The sequence below is a fragment of the Sorangium sp. So ce726 genome, from assembly GCF_051521405.1.
GTDB lineage: Bacteria > Myxococcota_A > Polyangia > Polyangiales > Polyangiaceae > Sorangium.
Map to the genome: position 1 here is coordinate 12,479,043 of NZ_CP150349.1, position 21,847 is coordinate 12,500,889.

8 protein-coding genes are annotated in these 21,847 nt (G+C 70.6%); 2 read left to right on the forward strand and 6 right to left on the reverse strand.

The window, feature by feature from the left end; translation table 11 throughout:
• Window positions 1-48: 48 nt before the first annotated feature.
• On the forward strand, window positions 49-1,041 hold the full coding sequence (locus WME79_RS46555; RefSeq protein WP_437528724.1) for a terpene synthase family protein: 993 nt from the start codon (window positions 49-51) through the stop codon (window positions 1,039-1,041).
• 106 nt (window positions 1,042-1,147) lie between these two features.
• Here WME79_RS46555 and WME79_RS46560 read toward each other — a convergent pair whose 3' ends face one another.
• Both WME79_RS46560 and ggt read right to left on the reverse strand, forming a co-directional pair.
• Complete coding sequence (locus WME79_RS46560; RefSeq protein ID WP_437528725.1) at window positions 1,148-6,112, reverse strand: AAA family ATPase; 4,965 nt, start codon at window positions 6,110-6,112, stop codon at window positions 1,148-1,150.
• 839 nt (window positions 6,113-6,951) lie between these two features.
• The gene (ggt, locus tag WME79_RS46565) at window positions 6,952-8,778 is read right to left on the reverse strand and encodes a gamma-glutamyltransferase (RefSeq protein WP_437528727.1); all 1,827 of its coding nucleotides are present in this window, start codon (window positions 8,776-8,778) and stop codon (window positions 6,952-6,954) included.
• A 617-nt stretch (window positions 8,779-9,395) separates the two neighbouring features.
• Here ggt and WME79_RS46570 point away from each other — a divergent pair.
• The gene (locus WME79_RS46570) at window positions 9,396-11,888 is read left to right on the forward strand and encodes a protein kinase domain-containing protein (protein ID WP_437528729.1); all 2,493 of its coding nucleotides are present in this window, start codon (window positions 9,396-9,398) and stop codon (window positions 11,886-11,888) included.
• Window positions 11,889-12,160: 272 nt separating this feature from the next.
• Here WME79_RS46570 and WME79_RS46575 read toward each other — a convergent pair whose 3' ends face one another.
• The 4 genes from WME79_RS46575 to WME79_RS46590 form a co-directional block, all read right to left on the reverse strand.
• Window positions 12,161-12,523 (reverse strand): VOC family protein, encoded by a 363-nt coding sequence (locus WME79_RS46575; protein ID WP_437528731.1) that lies wholly within the window; start codon window positions 12,521-12,523, stop codon window positions 12,161-12,163.
• Between the two features lie 128 nt (window positions 12,524-12,651).
• Window positions 12,652-13,953, reverse strand: coding sequence for a glycosyltransferase family 4 protein (locus WME79_RS46580; RefSeq protein ID WP_437528733.1), 1,302 nt, complete (start codon window positions 13,951-13,953; stop codon window positions 12,652-12,654).
• Window positions 13,954-14,019: 66 nt separating this feature from the next.
• Complete coding sequence (locus tag WME79_RS46585; RefSeq protein ID WP_437528734.1) at window positions 14,020-17,124, reverse strand: type I polyketide synthase; 3,105 nt, start codon at window positions 17,122-17,124, stop codon at window positions 14,020-14,022.
• A 12-nt stretch (window positions 17,125-17,136) separates the two neighbouring features.
• On the reverse strand, window positions 17,137-21,768 hold the full coding sequence (locus WME79_RS46590; protein ID WP_437528736.1) for a type I polyketide synthase: 4,632 nt from the start codon (window positions 21,766-21,768) through the stop codon (window positions 17,137-17,139).
• Between the last annotated feature and the right edge of the window lie 79 nt (window positions 21,769-21,847).

The following is a 21,847-nucleotide window of genomic DNA, read 5'->3' on the forward strand; positions in this document are numbered from 1 at the left end:
CTGTGCTCAGCGTCACGAGCAGAAAGACCACGGTCTGCGATGGAGTCCATGATGTCGTCTGATCGCAGCAGCATTGTCGTCAGTAAAAGTGCAGCTGACTACTTCGAGTACCCGTTCTCCGCGTCATGCCACCCCGAGGTGGACGTCATCGAGCACCGTACGTTGCAATGGGCTCGTCGACTACGGCTGGCGACCGACGACCGTGCGCTATCGCGCATCCAGGCGGCGAACGTCGCATATCTGGCTGCTTGGGTGTTCCCTTCAGCAAACGTGCAAACATTGCAGTTGGCATCTGACTTCACCGCCGTACTGTTCCTCCTGGACGACGCGTATGACGAGGGCAAGCTCAGCGCTGACCCTCAAGCCGTCGCGAAGCTGAACGAGAAATACCTCGGCGAACTCTTCGGTTATGTCGAAGCGGACCTCGATGATCCCCTGACGCGTGGTCTACTCGACATCCGCGATCGTATAAGGGAATGTCATCCACATTTCTTTCTGAACCGCTGGCTTTCACATTTTCAGTACTACTACGAGGCCAACCTCTGGGAAGCGAACAATCGGGAGCAAAGGAGGGTTCCAGGCATCGACGAATACATCATGATGCGACGCTACAGCGGGGCTGTATATCCTTATTGCGATCTGATCGAGCTGCTGCTCGAACAACCGCTGCCTCTCGAGGTCGTACAACACCCGCTGCTGCAGAGCGTCCGCGAGATATGCAACGATATTCTCTGCTGGACAAATGATTATTTCTCGCTCGAAAAAGAGCTGAGATCGGGCGAAGTGCATAATCTGATCGTTGTCCTTCGGGACAACGCGGGGTTGACGCTGGAGCAGGCTATCGCACGGCTCAGGCGCATGCACGACGCCCGGGTTGCAGAGTACCAGGACGTCAAAGAGAAAGTGCTCTCGTCATGGTCGGGCAGCGGGATCCGCCAGTACCTGGCCGCGACAGAGGCCATGATCGCAGGCCATCAGCGCTGGGCGCTCGCGGCGCTCCGCTACGCCGAGCTCGGTGGTCTCGTCGCGAACGCCGGGTGAACGCAGCGCCGGTCGCGCTCACCGGCGGCAAGCGGAAAGGCAACGATGACGGGGCGTGGTGGCTGGTTGCTCCGGCTCTTCAGCTGCCGCGAGAGGCTCGCGAGCTTCACGCGTACAGTCGGGCCGAGGTGCGCTTCATGGCATATGCGATGCCTGCCTTCAGATTGGCTCTCGTCTCCAGCAAGCCCAGGTCCAGGCCGAGCGCGACCAGGCTCTGCGCCACCGCCGGACGGAGTCCGGTCAGGATCGCCTTGCTTCCGAGCAACCCCACCGCCTTTGCCAGGCTCATCAGCCTGTTCGCAGCGCTGGTGTCCACGCTCCTGACGCCAGTGATGTCGACGATCACAACCTTCGCGGAGCTGGCCGCGACGCCTGCCATTGCGGTCTCGAGCATCTGCGCAGCCCTCTTGTCATCGATCGTCCCGATGATGGGCATGACCATGATATCATCTGTGATCGGTATGACGGGCGTCGACAGCTCGAAGAGCCGATCATTCTGCGCCTGGATGATCTCCTCTTGCATCTGAACGCGCTCCTCCTGCAGGCGGACGCGCTCGGCCAGCTCTACCTGTAGCATGTCGTTGACCGTGCGAAGCTGCTCATTGGAGAAGCGGAGTTCATCGGTGCGCGCGGCGACCTTCTGCTCGAGCCCCTCGTACAACTTCGCGTTTTCGATGGAGATCGCGATCTGTGTCGAGAGGAGCCCCAGGAGCTCGAAGCGGTCTTTCGTGAAGACACCAGTTGAAAGATTGTTCTCCAGGTAGAGCACGCCGATCAGCCGACCTTGGCGCATGATCGGCGAACACATCAGCGACTTCGGTCGCCGTTCTCGGATGTAGGGATCGACAGCGAACCTGGCCTCATCCGCCGCGTCGTCTAGGAGTACGCTCTTCAGCGTGCGCTGTACGTAGCTTATCACGGACAATGGAATTTTGCCGAACGAGGTCACGGGAGTGCCCTTGAGCACGTTGATCTGCTTCGGCTCGATGGCCCCCTCGGCCTCGACGAAGAGCGTGTCGCCGCGCGCGAGCGCGAGCACGCAGGACTGCGCGCCGACATTCTCGAGCACGATCGTCATCAGGTTCTCCAGCAGCCTCTCCAGGACGATCTCGCTCGCCACTGCCTGCGATGCCTTGATGGCGCTGAGCAGATCCAGGGGCGTGCCCTCGTGGGTCGACGTTGCAACTCCCGACGTCCGCTGGTCGAGCGTCCCCTCGAGGATGAGCTGAGGGAAGACGGCGATAAGGCTCTGGCACTTCGCGTCAGCTCCCCACAGCGCGTAACCGCGATAGGCCAGGGTCAAATAGTGACGAGAGATCTCGCGCCGCCCCATCTTTTGGTAGAACGACGCCGCCAGTTCGCACGCCAGCGCCTCTTCCTGGATGTATCCGTGCTTCCGAGCGCCTTCGATCGCTCGGTCATAGAGATCCATCGCCTCAAACGCTGCTTGCTTCACGCGCGCCAGCTCAGCGCTCACGAGGTCGCGCTTGTGCTGGACGTTGGCCGGTGCAGAGCGAGCCCACAGCTCGAGCTTTCGCAGGTCCGCGTCAGCCTTGGCGAGCGCGGCGTCCCGTTCCCCGTCCGGGAGACGATCGAGCACGGCGAGGATCGCGAGCGAGTGGTAGAACGTGTATTCGAGGTCGGCGGCCATGCCCAAAACCGCGTCCTGGTACTCCTCGCCGGCGCAAAGACAGGTGTACGCCTCTTGGTTGTTGCCAAAATAGTAAAGCAGCATGCCTTTCGCGAGATGCAATGACAGTACCGATGTCCTGCTTGACCCCAGGCACGGAATCATCGTCGTCTCGTCGAAGTTGTCACCGACGAGACGTAGCTTGTTAGCAGACGGGACTCGGAGGCTTTGGACGAGCTGCTTCCATATGCTGCATTGATACAACGAATATTTGTTGTCGAGCTTCGACGCCAACTCGACAGAATGCTTCATCCGTAGCTCGGTCGTCGCCAGATCCTCTCCGACGAAGAAGGAGTGTGTCGAATGGAATATCGAGCCGTATACGGCGTACTCTATGTCCCCCGTCTCCAGGCCGATCTGAGCGGCGTGGAGCAGGGAGTCGAGCGTCTCCCTCAGATGACGCTTCCAGTGGTGGATGAGGACGTACACGGTGGCATGGATCCTGGACTCCAGCTCGACCGCACCGTAGGTGTGAGCGAGCTCTATCGCCAGGCGACCGAGCTCGAAGGCTTGGTCGGTGTTGTTCATGAGGCATTGAATGACGCCGTAAATTGAGTAGGCGAACGCGGCGAGAGGCGAGTTGCCGTGCTTGACGCAGATGTTGACCATCGTGAACGCGTTGGTCGGCAGCAAGGCTGGCCTCGCGAGGTACACGGCCGGATTGACGGTGGTCATGATCCGGAGCGCCGCCTGCATCCGCTTGTCTGAGATCGGGGGCAGATGCGCCAGGCGGGAGACGTCGATGTTTTCCGGCGGCGCCTCGGACAGCCGAACGTCCAGCATCGCGAGCACGCTCAAGGCCACGTCGATGGCTTCGTGCATGCGATTTTGTGATATGTAAAATAGGATGCGCGTCTCGTAGACCCGGATCTTCTCCAGCACATCCCTGGCTTGCTCTTCAACGATCTTCGCGCAAGCCTCCGCGCGGTCGAAGTTGATCGTCAGGTACTCCAGCTCGATGAGATCGGTGTAGATCGCGAGCGACAGCTCGTGGTTCGTCTCCCACGAGTCCTCAGGCAAGAACGCGGCGGCCGCGCGGAGGCACTGCACCCCGGGGCCGTACGCCGTCGAGCGCCTCGCCTTCTGCCCGGCCTTCAGGTTGAGCGTCGCGGCCTCCTCGCGCTCGCGCCTGTCCACGATCGTCTCTGCCCCCATGTTGAGGTGCATCACGATGTCGTAGATCCGCTCCTCGACGGACGCAGGAGGGCTCTCTCTGAGCATGAGCCGCCCCAGCTCCAGGTGGATCCGCTTCTGCTCGCCCTCCGTGAGCAGCTTGTAAGCCGCCTGCTGCACGCGGTCGTGGAGGAACTTGAACGTGACGGCGTCCTCGTCCGCGTCGTCGAGGAAGCGCGCGATCCCGTACTCGCCGTCGACGGGCACGACGAGCCCTGCGTCCAGCGCGCCCCAGAGGTCCTCGTCGGTCGCGCGCCGGTTCTTCTGGTGGATGAGGGCGAGCATCCTCAGATCGAATTGATTGCCGATGCACGCGGCGAGCTTCAAGACCCGCTGCGTCGCCTCACCCAGGCCCTGTATCCGGCGGACCATCAGGTCGACGACGTTGTCCGCGACCTCCATCCGCTGGATGTCGGCGATGTTCCATCGCCAGGCGCCTGTCTCCGAGCTGAAGCGCAGGTGGCCTTCGCGGCAGACGCTCTCGAGGTACTGGATGGTGAAAAACGGGTTCCCGTGCGTCTTGGCGAAGATGACACCCGAGAGCTCGCGACACTCTCCCTGAGGCGCGTCGAGCGTGTCCGACACGAGCTGGTTGACGTGATCGGGCCCGAGCGGCGTCAGCGTGATCGTGCGCACGCGCGCCTCGCTCTTCCGGAGCGCGCTCAGCATCATCGTCAGCGGGTGCGCGTCGTCGACCTCGTTGTCGCGGTACGACCCGATCAGCAAGAGGTGGCGGATGTCCGGGTCCTCCAGGAGCACGCTGAGGAGGTTCAGGGACCCCGTGTCGGCCCACTGGAGATCGTCGAGGAACAGCACGAGCGCCCGTGTCTTCAGCGCGATCGCGCCGATGAAGTTCCGGAACGTCAGGTTGAAGCGGTTCCGCGTCTCCATCGAGCCCAGCGCCGGGACCGGCGGCTGCTCGCCGATGATGAGCTCGATCTCCGGGATCACCTCGGCGATCACCCGCCCGTTCGGGGAGACCGCCGCGAGGATCCTGGCCCTCCAGTCGGCAAGCTCATTCCTGCTCTCGGTAAGGATCTGCCGGACGATCTCCCGCAGCGCCGTGAGCACGGCCGCGTACGGGACGTTGCGCGTGAACTGGTCGAACTTACCAGCGGCGAAGTAGCCCGCCTCCTTCGCGATCGGCTTGTGGATCTCGTTGACGACCGCCGACTTGCCCACGCCGGAATAGCCGGCCACGAGGACGAGCTCCGATCGGCCACCCTCCGCCGCCTCCGGACCAGACCCGCTGATGTCCCTGAAGGCCGCCATCAACGCGCCGACCTCGCTCTGCCGGCCGTACAGCTTCTGCGAGATCTGGAGCCTCGTGGGCTTGTCCCTCTTCCCCGGCACGAAGTCCACCGCCGGCGCGCCGTGCTCCAGCATGTCGAGGCAGGCCTTCAGATCGGCCTTCAGGCCGAAGGTGCTCTGATACCGCTCCTCCGCCGTCTTCGAGAGCAGCTTCATGATGACCCGCGAGAGCGCCTCCGGGATCGCCGGCCGGATCAGGTGCGGCGCGATGGGCGTCTTCGCGATGTGATGGTGCACGAGCTCCAGCGGATCCGTCGTCTCGAAGGGGAGGCGCCTCGTCGTGAGCTCGTAGAGCGTCACCCCGAGCGAGTAATAGTCCGAGCGGAAGTCGATCGACCGGTTCATCCGGCCCGTCTGCTCGGGCGAGATGTACTGCAGCGTGCCCTCGCCGACCGACCAGGGGTCGACCACCGCCGCGCGCTCCCCAGGCAGGAGGGAGGCGATGGAGAAGTCCGTGAGCTTCGACGTGCGCACGTCGCTGTCGACGATGATGTTGCTCGGCTTGATGTCCTTGTGGACGATGTTCCGCTCATGGATCGCCCCGAGCGTGTCCGCGAGCTGGAGCGCTATCCTCACCGCCTGCGCGAGCCCGACGCCCTGCCCATTGCCGTCGATGATCGCGCGCAGCGAACGGCCGGCGAAGTACTCCATCACGAGCGCGGCGTAATCGAGCCGGACCTCGAGCTCGTGGACACGGACGACCCCGTCGAGGTCGAGGTGCTTCGTGATCTCGTACTGGCGCTTCAGGATCGCCACGTTGCGGGTGCCATTGACGCCCTTCCGCGCGACCTTGATGACGCACATCTTGCCCGTGGTCTTCTTCCGGCCGAGGTATACGCTGCTGCGAGCCCCGTCGTGCAACGTCTCGAGCAACTCGTGATTCAACAGCTCCACCATGGCGACCCCCCCTGGAGTGTCCGGGCTATCTACCCAGCGCGGCGTTCAGTCGGAATCTCGATCCGTTTCAAGCTGCAGTCCCCCGGTTCACGGCAGCTCCTCGGGGCGCTGAATTCAAGGACGGCGACAGGCGGTCGCGCGAGCCGCCGAGGGAGCGAACGTGCTCGGCGGGGCGCATCGCCATAAGCAATCGAAACGGACGGGTTGTGTCAAGGTCGAACCGCCGCGGCGCCCCGCGCGGATCGAGCGCTCCTGCCTGGCTCCGCCGCCGAGACGCCGCGCGTCAGGCCAGCGACGCACGACTCGCTCCGACGCTCGGGAGCGAATGCGACAACAGCGTCGCCTCGCCGCGCGGACGCACGGCGCTCCGCGGCGCAGAGGGCCGCCGGATGTGCATCACGCGATGACGCCTTCACGAGAGAGGAGCCACGGTGCATGGGGCACACGCCCGTGCCGGGAACGGCCAAGGTGCGCCAGATGGAGAGGGATTCCCTTAGGGAAGTGCCTGATGTGCGCGGCGCCTTCTCGCATCGATAAGGCGTTGAAATGAGGAACGATTGGCCCCTGATAGAGAGGTAAGGAGACGCCTGACCGATTGGCCGTTGCAATGTTGTCCCGACAACATGCGTCGCCCGGCGGGCGACAACGTGGGTCGGGTGGGTCGGTCAACGCGGGCGTGGCTCGTTGTTGAGTCCCCCACCCGGCGGCGCTCCCGAGTACGCCGTGGCGGCGGTTTGCCGGTCCGGAGCAGGCCATGGAGCCCGCCCGTTGTGGGACACGCGGGCGGTGCGTGAGCCGATGTGGGGAGCGGCTCTGGTCGAGGCTACTTCCCGTCGACGCTACTTCCCGGCAGCCGCCTCGGAGCCGGGCCGCCGCGGCTCCCGCGCGCCAGCGAACGCGGCGCCCTCGCGGCCGATCGACGGCGCGTCGGCAATGTGCTCGCGGTCGTCGAGGGTATGGCCCATTGCGCCGAGCGCGCTCCTCAGCTCGTCGGGGAAGCCGCCCTGCTCGACCATCAGCTTGTCGGGGTAATCCTGCTGGTGGAAGCGCGGCGCGTTGACCCCGGTGGTCACGTCGAAGCCGAAGTCGACGACGTTGGAGAGGATCTGGAACACCGCAGTGAGGATCGTCGGGCCGCCCGCGGCGCCGAGCACGAGCTCCACGCGCCCGTCCTTCCCCGTCACGATCGTCGGCGACATCGACGAGAGCATGCGCTTGCCGGGTGCGATGGAGTTGGCCTCCCCCTGCACCAGACCGAACTGGTTCGGGGTGCCGGGCACGGCGGCGAAGTCATCCATCTCGTTGTTCAGCACGAATCCGGCGCCGGTCACCGTGACCCCCGAGCCGTACCAGCCGTTCAGCGTCGTGGTCAGCGCGACGGCGTTGCCCTGCGCGTCGACCACCGAGAAATGCGTCGTGTGCGGGCCGCGCCCGCCCGAGTCCTTGACCGCGCCGCGGGCGAGCTCGTCCGTCGGCGTCGCGCGGTCCGCCGCAATCGTGGCGCGCTGCTTCTCGGCCCACGCGACCGAGAGCAGCTCCTCCACGGGGTTCTTCACGAAATCGGGATCCCCGAGGACCTCGTTGCGCGCGAGGAACACCCGCCGCATCGCCTCGGCGACCACGTGGACGTGCGACGGCGAGTGCCAGCCGAGCTTGGCGATGTCGAGCCCCTCCAGCTGATGCGCGATCATCGCGAGGGCGAGGCCGCCCGACGACGGGAGCGGCATGGAGGCGACGCGGCGGCCGCGGTACTCGAACACGACAGGCTCGCGCCACTTCGCCTTGTAGCCCTTGAGGTCGGCGGCCGTGATGATGCCCTTGCCCCGCCGCATCTCGGCCGCGAACAGCTCGGCCGTCTTGCCCTCGTAAAAGCCCGCGGGCCCCTTCTCCGCGATGCGCTCGAGCGTCGCCGCGAGCTCGGGCGATTTCCACGTCGCGCCGATCTCGATGGGCGCGCCGCCCGGCAGGAACAGCGCGACCGACGCCGGGAAGCGCTTGAGCTTGGACGACGCGGCCTTGACCGTCGTCGCGAAGTTCTCGTCGACCGAGAAGCCCTCCTTCGCGAGGCGGATCGCGGGCGCGACGAGCTCGGCCCAGGTCTTCTTCTTGGAGCCGAGCTTGTCGTACGCCTCCCAGAGCCCCGCCACGCTGCCGGGCACGCCGACCGCGAGGTGGCCGACGCGCGCGCTCTCCGTGGCCTTGCCGTCCTTGCCCCGGTACATGTCGTGGGTCGCCTTGCCCGGCGCGGTCTCGCGGAAGTCGAGCGCGTGCTCCTTGTCGCCGACGCGCGCGACCATGAACCCGCCGCCGCCGAGGTTGCCGGCCGTGGGGTGCACCACCGCCAGCGCGAACGCCGTCGCGACCGCCGCGTCGACGGCGTTGCCGCCCGAGGCGAGGACCTCCGCGCCCACCTTCGTGGCGAGGGCGGCGTCGCTCGTGACCATCGAGGGGCCCCGCACCGGCGGCGCGCCCTCGGGGTAAGGCCACCCGGCGGGGAACCGCGACGCCGGCGTGGCCGGCGCGGCCGGCGCGGGTACAGGCGCCGAGGCGGGGGCGGCGTTCGGCGACGGGGGCGGGGGCGGCGCGGGCGGAGGAGGCGGGACGGCGGCCTCGCAGCCCGCGAGGAGGACGACGGCGAGCAATCGATGCCAGGCGCGGAGCTTCATCGCGGCGGCTTATAGCCCAGGCCCCGCGCCGCTCGAAGGCCGGAGGCGCGGCCGCGCGAGCGCGACCGGAGGCCTCTCCCCGAGGAGGCCTTATTTAATTAAGCGGCCGGCGAACCCCGGGCGGACCCATCAACAGCTCGGGCCGAGCGCGCCCTCCTTCGCGAGGCCACGCGCCCTCTCCGCCATGGAGCGCGGGCCGCGCGCGGTGTGGAGAGGACGCGCGCTCGCCTATCGCGAGGTCGCGGGCGATCTATCACGAGGTCGCGGTCGATGGTGAGTTCTCCACCACGTCCGGCGGCCCGTCCGCGGAGCACGCGCCGTATCTTCAGCGCGTCAGGCGCGGCGCGGGGAGGCGCTGCGAGCCGCGGAGCGCGCGGCCCTCGGGAAACCTGGCCAGGCAGCGCCGCGCACCCTGAGCAGTGATCCGTCACAGCTGTTCGGGCTTCTGCTGATCAGCTGTACCGCTCTCTGGCGAGCGGGAGAGCGACGCGCCGTACAGGGCGCGTGGAGCATGGCCTCTTACCGAGGCGCCCGGGGACGCCTCCTGGCGCCGCGAAGTGATCGGTGTTGGTCGTTGGCTTGGGGGCTTCGCCCCGCTTGGGTATGATCGGCCCCGGATGTTTCCGACGGAGCCCGCTCCCGAGACGATTGGGGCCTACAAGATTCTCCGGCGCCTGTCCGGTTCTGGGCCCACCAGCGTCTATCTCGGGCGACTGGATGGCCCGCTCGGGTTTCGCCGCGTCTGCGTGCTGAAGCTCGTCCCGAATACCGCCGAGGGTGATCCGCGCTTCGCCGACGAGCTCGCCCGCGAGGCGTCGATCTGCGCGACGATGAACCACCCGGCGATCGTGCGGATGTTCGACTTCTTCGAGCACGACGGCCGGCTCGTGCTCGTGCTCGAGCACGTCGAGGGCGTGAACCTCAATCGGCTGCACCAGCACCTCGCGGCGCGGCAGCAGAAGCTCGCCGACGCGGCGGTCTACTACCTGGTCCACTGCATCGCCGCGGCGCTCGCGCACGCGCACGGGTCCGTCGACGAGCACGGCAGCCCCACGCCGATCATCCATCGCAACCTCCACCCGGAGAACATCGTGATCGGGTGGGACGGGCAGGTGCGCCTGACGGGGTTCGGCATCGGCAAGATCCTCGGGCGCACGCCGGATACGATCGCGGGCGTGGTCAAGGGCGCGCCGGGCTACATGGCGCCCGAGCAGGCGCGCGCCGAGCGCGTCACGGTGAAGGCCGATATCTATGGCGTGGGGCTGCTGCTCTGGTCGTTGCTCACGGGGCGGCGGCCGTCCGCGGACGGCACGCGACCGCAGGCGATCGCCACGATCCGGCCGGAGATCCCGCGCCCGATCGTGGCGCTGCTCGACACGGCCCTCGCGCCGTCGCCGGACGATCGGAAGATCACCGTTCACGAGATCGAGCAGGCGCTCGCGAAGGTCGCTCGCCCGGAGAAGGGGAAGGCCGAGCTCGTGACGCGCGTGCAATCCGCGCACGCGACGATCGAGATCGAGGACGCGGATCACGAGGAGGACCGGCGGCCGACGATCCCGGTCAAGGGCAAGGGCGGTCAGACCGCGAGGCCCGCGGCGGACGTGGCGAAGCGGCTCGCGAAGGATCTCTTTGCCAAGGATCAGGCGGCCAGGGACGGCGGCGCCGGGAGGCCGCGGCCGCCCGGCGCGCAGGCGAAGACAGCGCCTCCCTCGGCGGCGGCGTCCGAGGCGCTGAGCGGGTCGGCTCGGCAGGAAAAGGCGACGCTCGGCGCGCCGGCGCCCGAGCCGATCACGATCCCGGTGCCGGCGAGCCAGGTGTTGCCGGGGGCGGGCGAGGGCGCGAAGGGCGTCGAGGGACGAAGGCCCGCGCTGCCGGATCGCGAGACGTTCGGCCGCCTGTTCGAGGCGTCGAAGCGCGCGGCGGAGCGCGACGCGGCGGCGGCCGACGAGGGGCCGGCGGAGGGCGGTCCGCCGACGTTGACCGAGGTCGATCCGATATTCGAGGAGGACGGCACGACGATGCCTGGCACGGGCACGGAGGCGGCCCGCTTCGTGCCGACCACCTCGGTGATCCCGGAGGCGATCCGTTTCGGTCCGCCGCCGGCCCTCCCGGCGGATCTCGCGCCCGCGTTCCTGGGGGCGCCGCCGAAGCCGCCTTCCGGCTCGCCGGTGACCCCCTCTGGCGTGACCGTGCCGATGGGCGCGACGGGCCTGACGCCGCCCGGGGTGACGGTGCCAGTGGATGGCTCATCGGGGCTGACGCCGCCCGGGGGCGTGCCGTACCCGAGGCCGAGCGCGGAGGGCCGCAGCGGCTCTCCGGTGGAGTCGTCGCCTCCGGCGGGCGCGTCGTCGCGGCGCCCGCGGATTCCTGCGCTGGCGTGGCAAGCGCCGCGTTCGCTGTCGCCTGCCGGGACGATCGCGGTGTCGGCGATCACGGCGACGGTGGTGGCGGCGCTCTGGATCTATGTGGCGCGGCGGGAGCGGCCCGAGCCGGCTCCCGCTGCCGCGGTGGAGCTGGCGCCCGCGCTCGTCGAGCCTGTCGCCGCAGCGGCGTCCGCGGCGAGCGAGTCGCCCCCCACGAAGAAGGCTCCGGCAGGGAAGTCGCAGGCGGCGAAGACGCTTTCAGCAAAGGAGGCCGCTGCGGCGAAGGAGGCTGCGGCGAAGGAGGCCGCCGCGGCGAAGGAGGCTGCGGCGAAGGAGGCCGCCGCGGCGAAGGAGGCTGCGGCGAAGGAGGCCGCCGCGGCGAAGGAGGCCGCGAAGGAGGCCGCTGCGGCGAAGGAGGCCGCGGCGAAGGAAGCCGCTGCGGCGAAGGAGGCCGCGAGCCAGGCGCGGCAGGGGGGCAATCCCGCGTCGCTGCCCAAGGATCAGGGCCTGCTCACGGTGGGGTTTCCGCAGCCGGGGGGCGTCTACATGACCGGCAAGTACGCGGGAGACGTGAACCAGGCGCTGGCCGTGCGCTGCGGCCGCTTCTTCGTGCGCGTCGGCCGGGCCGGGAAGACGAAGTTCCCTGAGTGGCTCAGCGCGGGTGTGACGGCGCAGGTGCCGTGCCAGGGGGCCACGAGCATCGATATCAAGCCGAGCGCACCGCCGAAGGCGAAGAAGAAGCGGTAGCCCGCAGCTCCGCGCTCACGCTGCCTCGGGGGGGCGTCGAGGGCACGTCCGGGAGCTCGCCGCTGCGCGGCGCGCTTCGATGAGGCGGTCTATCGATCTTATCTACCTTCGCGCGCCGTTCCGGCGAATGGGGCACCGCCGGTGCGAGATGCTCATTCCAAAATGCGGCGACCGGCTGCGCCTCGCGACGAAATCGTACGCCGGCGGAGAGAACCAGGGTGCGGCGGCCGGAGCCCTCCACGGCGATGGCGCAATGGCCGCGCGCCGCGCCCCTATTTCATACAGACTGCCTCCAGGTTGTTGCCGTCGGGGTCGTGCAGGAAAGCCGCATAATACGTCGGGCCGTAATCCGCGCGCACGCCGGGCTTGCCGTTGTCGCGGCCGCCGGCCGCCAGCCCCTCCCGGTAGAACCGATCGACCGCGGCATGATCCGCGGCGCGCAGGGCGATGTGCGCGCCGGAGCCCCGGGGGGCCTGGTCCACCTGCAGATAAAGGGCCGGGGCCCCCTCGGGGCCGAAGCTCGCATAAGCCTCATCGCGGGCGCACAGCACGTGACCGAGCGGCGCGAGCGCAGCGGCGTAGAAGCGAACGCTCGCCTCGATGTCCTTCACCTTCACTCCGATGTGATCGTACATGTTGCCTCCTCAGGAGGAGGACCCACGAGAGGGCGCCTCCACGTCGGAGACGCTAGTGACGGGTGCCCTGGCGCTCTTGGAGAATCTTGCGGTCGATGCGCGACGCGCCCCCACGAGCGGCTCGCTCGTCACCGTGGTATCGCGCCGTCGCGGAGCGCATGGCGCCCGTCGCTCTCGGCCGTCCGGCCGAGCAGCTGCCGGAAGACCTGGAGATTGCCCTGGATCATCCGGGGCAGCTGGAACAGCTCGGCGACGCGCCGCTGCCCCGCCCGGCCGAGCTTCCTCGCGAACGCCGGGTCCGCCAGCAGCGCGAGCTGCGCGGCGGCGAGGCGCTCCACGTCGACCTCCCGCGCCTCGGAGCCCGACCCCCGCACAGGGACGAGCAGCCCGGACTCGCCGTCCTGCACGATCTCGGCGAGCCCTCCAGCCCGGGTCGCGATCACGGGCACCCCCGACGCCATCGCCTCGATGGCCGTGAAGCCAAAGGGCTCGTACAGCGAGGGGATCAACGCCACGTCCGCGATCCGGTGCAGGTACCTGAGCTGCTTGCGCGGCAGCTTGCCCAGCACCTTCATGCGCGATCCGAGGGGCGCATACTGCGCCGAGAGATCCTGGATCATCCGCGTCGATTCGCGCGAGTCCGTGCCGCCGGCCAGGAGGTACACCACGCGAGGGCGCTCGGCGAGCACGCGCTCTGCCGCGGCGAAGATCGCGGGGATGCCCTTCTGCGGGTGGATCCGGCCCGTGTAGAGCACCACCGCCTCGTCCGGCTCGGCCACGGTGCGGCGCAGCTCGGCGAACGTCGGCTCGGGGTACGCGGGCTCGAAGAACGGGTCGAGGTTCAGGGCGCAGTGGATCATGTCGATCTTCTGCGCGGCCAGGCCGTACGTCTCGCGGATGAGCGTCCGCATCGACTCGCTCACCGTGATGACGTGCGTGCTCCCGTCGTAAAAGCGCGTCTCCTGCTCCACGATCTCAGGATCGGGCGTCTGACCCCACCAGCGCTCCGTCGGCTCGGAGAGGTGATGGCTGGTCCCGACGACCGGGACGCCGAGCTCGGCGGCGATGCGGCGGCCAGCGTCCCGGGTGTGCCACTGGTGGAAGTGGACGATGTCCGGACGCCACGAGGCGAGGTGCTGCTTCGCGTACCGGACCAGCTCGTCGTTGAAGGTCAGGATCCCCTGGACCAGGGAGGCCCCGGAGGCGCTGTTGAACGTCTCCTTGCGGGGCGCGACGAGGTGCACCTCCAGGTTGGGGTGGCGCAGCACGGCGGCTTCACCCGGCGTATAGGCGAGCACCGTCACCGCGCAGCCGGCGCGCGCGAGGCCGTTGGCGAGCTCGAAGACGTACGTCCCGACGCCGCCGCTCACCTTGGGGGTGTACTCCATCGCGACGAGGAGCACCCTCAGCAATCCATTTGCGTTCTCCATGCGATTCCCTCTGGATGGGTGTCCGTTGCGCTGACGTGCCAGCGAAAGCTCCACCCTGCTGCCGCGTCACACGTCGGTCGGATCCCCCTCGGCGAGCTCGGCCAGCCTCGCGAGCAGCGCGCTGATCCGAGGATCGTCGCCGCCCGCGCTCCCCTGGAGAGAGCCGACCACTTCCGCCATGCTGGCCACGGTCTGCGCCTCGAAGAGGAGCTGCAGCGGCACCTCGAGGCCGAAGGTCTCGCGCAGCCGGCCGATGACGGCCGTGGCCAGCAGCGAGTGGCCTCCGAGCTCGAAGAAGTTGTCGTCGACGCCGACCTCGTCGATGCCGAGGACCTCCTGCCAGATGCGCGCGACGGCGCGCTCGCGGTCGGTGCGCGGCGCGACGAACGCCGTGCGGAGCCGCGGGCGGGGGTGCGACCCGTGCGACGAGGCCGGCGCGGCGGCGTCGGCGAGCGGCTCTGCGGCGGCGTCCAGGGGCGCGGCCGGGACGAGCCCGCTCGGCGCGGCGGCCGCCGGCTCGATCCAGTAGCGCCGGCGCTCGAAGGGGTACGTCGGCAAGGACAGCCGCTGCCGGCGCGCCCCGGCGTGCACGGCCCGGAAGTCGACGTCGACGCCGGCGATCCAGAGGCGGCCCAGCGTCTCGAAGAGGTGGACGTCGTCGGCGGTCGGGTCCGTGGGCGACGGGAGCGAGTGGAGCGCGCCGCCCTCCTCGGCGAAGGCCGGCTGCTGGCGCGCGATGGTCGAGAGCGCGCGGCCCGGTCCCACCTCGAGCAGCACCCGATCCCGGCGCTCGGCGAGCAGCTCGAGCCCGGCGGCGAAGCGGACGGTCTTGCACAGGTGGCGCACCCAGTACGCGGGATCCTGCGCTTCCTGCGCGGTGATCCACGCGCCGGTCACGTTCGAGACCCAGGGCAGCCGGGGCGCGCTCAGGCGGACCCGCCGCACCTGCTCGGCGAACGGCCCGACGATGGGCTCCAGCAGCGGGGAGTGGTAGGCGTGCGAGGTCCGGAGGCGGCGCGCGCCGACGCCCCTCTGGCCGAGGCGGCGCTCGAGGTCGGCGATGGCCTCCACCGGGCCCGAGGCCACGCAGAGCGACGGTCCGTTCACGGCCGCGAGCCCGAGCGGGGGCTCGATGAGGCGCGACAGCTCGGCCTCGGGCAGGTTCACCGAGAGCATGGCGCCCGGCGGCAGCGACTGCATGAGCCGGCCGCGCGCCACGACCAGGGCCAGCGCCTCGCCCAGCGACATCACGCCGGAGAGGCACGCGGCGACGTACTCGCCCACGCTGTGGCCGATCATCGCCGCGGGCTTCACGCCCCAGGACATCCACGTCTGGGCGAGCGCGTGCTCGACGAGGAACAGGAGGGGCTGCGCGAGCTCGGTGCGATCGACGGCCGCGCGCGAGGCGTCGGTCGGATCGGCGCCGGGGTAGAGCAGCTCCCGGGGATCCTGCTTCATCAGCGGCCGGAGGATGGCCGCGCCCTCGTCGATGTGCCGCCGGAACACCGGCTCGCTCGCGTAGAGCCGGGCGCCCATCCGCACGTGCTGCGCGCCCTGGCCGGGGAACATGAACACCACCGGGCGGCCGGCGCGCTCCTCGTGCCCGGTGAAGGCGCGGCGGCCAGCGTCCTCGAGCGCCGCCGCGGCGCTCGCCGCGTCCTTGCCCTCGCACAGGAGCGCGCGCCGGTGAGGGAGGCGCTGCCGGCCGATCTGCAGCGTGTAGGCGAGATCGGCGACGCTCGTGTCGGGGTGCCGCCGGAGGTGGCGCGCGAGCCGCGCGGTCATGGCGTCGAGCGCGGCCTCGCTCTTGGCCGACAGCACGAGGACCTGCCGGTCCCGCGCCGGGGGCTCGGACTGGCGCGGCGGCGGCTCCTCCAGGATGACATGCGCGTTGGTGCCGCCCATCCCGAACGAGCTCACGCCGGCGCGCCGCGGCGTCGCGCCGGGCTCCCACGGGGTGAGGGCGGTGCACACGTGGAACGGCGTGGTCTCCCACGCGACGGCGGGGTTCGGGGTCTCGCAGTGGATGCTCGGGGGGAGCAGGCGGTTTTGCAGCGCGAGCGTCGCCTTGATGAGGCCCGCCACGCCCGAGGCCGCGTCCAGGTGGCCGATGTTCGCCTTGAGCGAGCCGATGGCGCAGAAGCGCGTCGCCTCCGTCTGCTCGCGGTAGGCGCGGGTGAGCGCCTGGATCTCGATGGGATCGCCGAGCGCCGTGCCCGTGCCGTGGGCCTCGACGTAACCGATGGTCTCCGCCGGGACGTCGGCGTTGGCCAGCGCCTCGGTGATCACCTGCGTCTGCCCGGCCACGCCGGGCGCGGTGTACCCCGCCCGGAGCGCGCCGTCGTTGTTCACCGCGGAGCCGCGGATGACGGCGTAGATCGGGTCGCCGTCGGCGATCGCGTCCTCGAGCCGCCGCAGCGCGACGACGCCGGCGCCGCTGCCGAAGACGATGCCGCTCGCCCCCTCGTCGAAGGGGCGGCACCGGCCGTCGGGGGAGAGGATGCTCCCCTCGATGTACCGGTAGCCGTGCTGCACGCTCAGGTTGATGGACACGCCGCCGGCGAGCGCCAGATCGCACTCGTGGTTGAGCAGGCTCTGGCAGGCGACGTGGACGGCCACCAGGGAGGTCGAGCAGGCGCTCTCCACGTTGAAGCTCGGCCCCTTGAGATCGAGCTTGTACGAGGCGCGCGTGGTCAGGAAGGAGTTGGCGTTGCCGAGGTTGACCTGCAGCGGGTCGAGCGTGGCGAGCAGCGCCGGGTTGGAGAGGAGGTTGAAGACGAGGTACGAGCTCAGCGCGGCGCCGCCGAAGACGCCCACGAGGACGTCCTGCTCGGCGGGGGCGTGGCCGGCGTCTTCGAGGGCCTCCCAGGCGCACTCCAGGAAGGCGCGCTGCTGCGGGTCGATGAGCTCCGCCTCCCGCGGGGTGTAGCCGAAGAAGGCGGCGTCGAAGAGGGCCGGGTCGCGCAGCGACGCCGCGGCCTTCACGAAGCGCGGGTCGCGGCGCAGGTGCTCGGGCACGCCCCGCGCGGCGAGCTCCTCGTCGGTGAACGTGGCGATGGATTCGACGCCGTCGCACAGGTTCTGCCAGAGCTCCTCCAGGCTCTCGGCGCCGGGGAAGCGGCCCGCTATCCCGATGATGGCGATCTCGTTGCCATTCACAGCGTGGGTCATGAGAGACGACTCCTACTTCGCTTCTTGCCTGCGTTGATGGCGCTCGCGGCGGCGCGCGCCCCGGCTCCTGCGATCCTCGTTCGCGTCGTCGGGCTCGCTGTTCCCGGCGACGCGCCGCGTGAGCGCGGTGACGGTGGGGTTCTCGAAGAGGCTGACCGCGGGCAGCGACAGCCCGAACTCGCGCTTGATCTCCGCGATGAGGCGCAGGCCCAGCACGGAGTTGCCGCCGAGGTCGAAGAAGCTGTCGTGCGGGCCCACGCGCTCGACGCGGAGCACGCGCTCCCAGATCCGCGCCATGACGTGCTCGGCGTCGCCCGAGGCCGGGAGCGGGCGCGGGGCGGCGCCCTCCGCGGGCTCGTCCGTCACGCCGAGCGCCGTCATCAGCTCGCGCGCGACGCGCCGGCTCTCCGCCGCCGCCACCTCGATCGCGCGCGTGGACACGACGATCCTCGCCGCGGGGCGGGACAGCGCCCGCTCCAGCACCTCCGGCCCCTCGGCCGGCCGGATCGCGTGCGCGAGCAGCTGGGCGCGCACGCCCTCGAGCGCCCCGGAGACCGCGGTGGTGACGGCCTGCCCCACCTCGGCCCAGGTGTCCCACGCGAGCGCGATCACACCGGCGCGGCCCTCCTGGGCGCAGCGCTCCGCGAACGCCTCCTGGAAGGCGTTCGCGGCGACGTGGTCCACCTGGCCCAGGTCGCCCGTCGCCGCGGTCCGGGACGAGCAGAGCACGAAGAAGTCGAGCGGCGCGCCGGCGAGGAGCCGATCGAGGACGAGGGTCCCCTGCACCTTCGGCCGGAGCACCGCCTCGACGGCGTCGCGGTCCTTGACCTGGATGAGGCCCCCCGCGGGGACGCCGGCCGCGTGGATCACCCCGTGCAGCGCGCCAAAGCGCTCCTGGACCTGCCCGAGCGCGCGCGCGACCTGCGCGGGATCCGCGACGTCGGCGCGCAGCACCAGCACCTCCGCGCCGAGCGCCTCGAGCGCCTGCAGGCGGCGGATCCGGGCGGAGGTCGGGTCGTCCTCCGCGTGGCCGGCGAGCCATGCCGGCCACGCGTCGCGCCCGGGGATCTCCGCGCGCCCGAGGAGCGCGAGGCGCGCCTCTGCCCGCCGCGCCAGGTGCTCGGCCAGCACGAGGCCGACGCCGCCGAGGCCGCCCGTGATGAGGTAGGTGCCACGGGGCCTCAGCGGCGGTGACGCAGGGGGATCGAGCCGCACCGGATCGAACGCCTGCACGAGCCGCCGGGCGCCGCGGAGCGCCACCACCGCGCTCTCTGCGGGCCCCTCGGCCTCGGCCGCAAGGCGGTCCAGCTCCGGCTCGCTCAGGGCCGCGCTCGCGATGTCGACGAGCGCGCACGTGACGTTCGGCTGCTCCAGCGGCAGCACGCGGCACGGGCCAAGGACCAGCGCCCGCTCGGGCCGCACCGCGTCGCGCTCGGACACGGCCTCGACGCCGCTCCCGATCACCGAGACGTGGAGCGGCCGCGCGCCCGAGGCAGCGGCGCCGACGGCCTTACCGAGCGCGATGAGCGCGTCCAGCCCGAGCCGCCGCGCGTGCTCCACCGGGTCGGCGCCTGCCAGCGGCTCCAGCAAGGGCCAGGCGTAGACGATCCGATCGGGACGCCGTCCGGCGCGCTCGAGCTCGGCGAGCAGCGCCGCGAAGGCGTCCTCCCGGGCGGGGTCGAGCTCGTAGCTGCTGTCGTCCACCCGGCGCAGCTCGACGCCGGGGACGACCGTCGTCACGTCGTGGCCCCTCGCGGCGAGCCTGGACGCGATCTGCGGCCCGGCGCCGCCGGGATCCGCGAAGACCAGGAAGCGCGCGCCCGCGGGGACCGCCGGGGCGGGGGCTGCGGCGCGCCGCCACGAGGGCAGGTAGAACCAGTCGGCGAGCGCGCGCCGCTCCGTCTCCGCGCGCGCGGCCTCCGGCCGGCCCGCGCCCGCAGGGCGGGGATCGATCCAGAAGCGCCGGCGCTCCCACGGGTACGTCGGCAGCGCGACGCGCCGCCGCTGCTCGTGCGCGGACGCGCGGGCGAAATCCACCTTCACCCCCGAGACCCACAGCCGCCCGAGCGTCGTCAGCAGCACCTCGGTGTCCGGGCGCTCCTCGACCGGGGCGCGCATGGACGTGAGCACCACCGTGGCGGCGTCGGGCGCGACCTGGAGCCGCGCCAGCGAGCTCAGGACGCGGCCCGGGCCCACCTCGAGCAGGACGCGCCCGGGCTCCTCCTCGAGCAGCGTCCGCACGCCGTCGCCGAAGCGCACCGTCTGGCGCAGGTGCCTCACCCAGTAGTCGACGCTGGTCGCGTCGCTCTCGGTGATCCACGTGCCCGTCACGCCGGACACGAAGGGGCGCGCGGGCGCGCCGAGCCGGAGCGTGCGGAGGAACGCGGCGAAGGCCGGCATGATGCCGTCGATGAGGTGCGAGTGCGCGGCGACGTCGATGTGGACGCGGCGGACCTCCACGCCGCGCTGCTCGAGCGCCGCCGCGAGCTCCTCGATCGCGGCCTCGTCGCCGGACATCACGCCCTGCTCCGGCCCGTTGACCGCGGCGATCGAGAGCCGGTCGCTGCAGAGCTTCCGCAGCTCGGGCTCCGGCAGCTCCACGCTCAGCATCGCGCCCCGCGGCGCGCCCTCGAACAGGCGGCCCCGCTCCGCCACGAGGTCCAGCGCGTCCTTCAGCGAGAAGACGCCGGCCAGGCACGCGGCGACGTACTCGCCCATGCTGTGGCCGATCATGGCGGCGGGCTCGACGCCCCACTCCATCCAGAGCCGGGCCAGGGCGTACTCGACGGCGAACAGCGCGGGCAGGGCGACGCCGGTGCGCGTCAGCCGGCCGCCTGCGCCGCCGCCGTCTGCGCCCGGCGCGTGGCGTGGATAGATGACGTCCCGCAGGTGCACGCCGAGGCGGGGCGCCAGGAGGTCGCCGCAGGTGTCGAGGTGCTGCCGGAAGATCGGCTCGTGCTCGTACAGCCAGGCGCCCATGCCCGGGTGCTGCGCGCCGCCGCCGGGGAACATGAACACCACCTGCCGGCTGCGGGCCTCGCCCGCGGCGGAGCGCTGCGGCGGCAGCTCGGCGAGCGCGCGCGCCGCGTCCGCCGCGTCCGAGCACACGACCGCCCGCCGGTGGGGGAGCGCCCGGCGCCCGAGCTGCAGCGTGCTGGCCACGTCGGCGAGCGGCAGCTCGGGGCGCTGCTCGAGGTGGCGGGCCAGGTCGGCCGTCGCCCGGTCGAGGGCGGCGCGCGTCTTCGCCGACAGCACGAGCAGCTGGTGGGGCCGCGACGGCCCCGACGGCGGCCGCGGCGGGGCCTCCTCCAGCACCACGTGCGCGTTGGTCCCGCCGATGCCGAAGGAGCTCACGCCGGCGCGGCGGGGCGTACCGCCTGCGGCGCGGCCCCACGCCTGCGGCGCGGCGTTGACGAAGAACGGGCTCTCCTGCCAGTCGAACCGCGGGTTCGGCTGCTGGAAGTGCAGCGTGGGGGGCAGCTCCCCGTGCTCCACCGCGAGCACCGCCTTGATGAGGCCCGACACGCCGGCGGCGGCGTCGGTGTGGCCGATGTTCGACTTCACCGAGCCGAGCGCGCAGAACTTCGTGGCCTCGGTCGCGGCGCGGAACACGCGCGTCAGCGCCTCGACCTCCACCGGATCGCCGAGCGCGGTCGCCGTGCCGTGCGCCTCGACGAACCCGATGCTGTCCGGCGACACGCCGGCGATCGACTGCGCCCGCGTGATGACCTCGATCTGCCCCTCGACGCTGGGCGCCGTGTAGCCGAGCTTGGCCGAGCCGTCGTTGTTGATCGCGCTCCCCTTGATGACGGCGTGGATGGGGTCGCCGTCCGCGAGCGCGTCCGAGAGCCGCTTCAGGACGACCACGCCGACGCCGCTGCCGAAGATCGTGCCGCCCGCGTCGGCGTCGAAGGGCCGGCAGTGCCCGTCCGGCGACGCGATGCCCTCGGGCTGGTACCGGTAGCCGGTGCGCTGCGGCACCTGCACCGCGGCGCCGCCCGCGATCGCGACGTCGCACTGGTAGCCGAGCAGGGCCTGGCACGCGAGGTGGACGGCGACGAGCGACGTCGAGCACCCCGTCTGCACCGTGACGCTCGGCCCCCGCAGATCGAGCAGGTACGACAGCCGTGTGGCCAGGAAGTCCTTGTCGTTCCCGATCATGATCTGGAAGCTGTCGTCCGCGTCGAACAGCTCCGGGCGCGACGCCAGGTTGTAGAGCAGGTAGGTGCTCAGCCCGGTCCCGGCGAACACGCCCACCGTGCGCGCGGCGTCCGGCACGCAGGCCGCGCGCTCCAGCGCCTCCCACGCGCACTCCAGGAACAGCCGGTGCTGGGGGTCCATGAGCTCGGCCTCGCGGGGCGAGTAGCCGAAGAAGGCGGCGTCGAACCGGTCGACCTCCTCGAGCACGGCGCCCGCCGGGACGAAGCCCTCCGCGGCCAGCGCCTCGCGGGGGACGCCGAGCGCAAGGAGCTCCTCGTCGCTGAAGCGGCGGATGCACTCCACCCCCTCGCGCAGGACGCCCCAGAAATCGTCGACGCCCCGGGCCCCCGGGAGCCGGCAGGACATCCCGACGACCGCGATGTCCAGGGAGTCGTCGGCCGGCGCCGGCGACGGTTCGGGGGAGTGCAGATGATCCTCGCTCATGGATGGGTGCTCTTTGCTGTGGGTCGTCGTGCTTCTCGTGGACTCGGTGGATCGCTCCGCGCCGGCGCCCGAGAGGAGG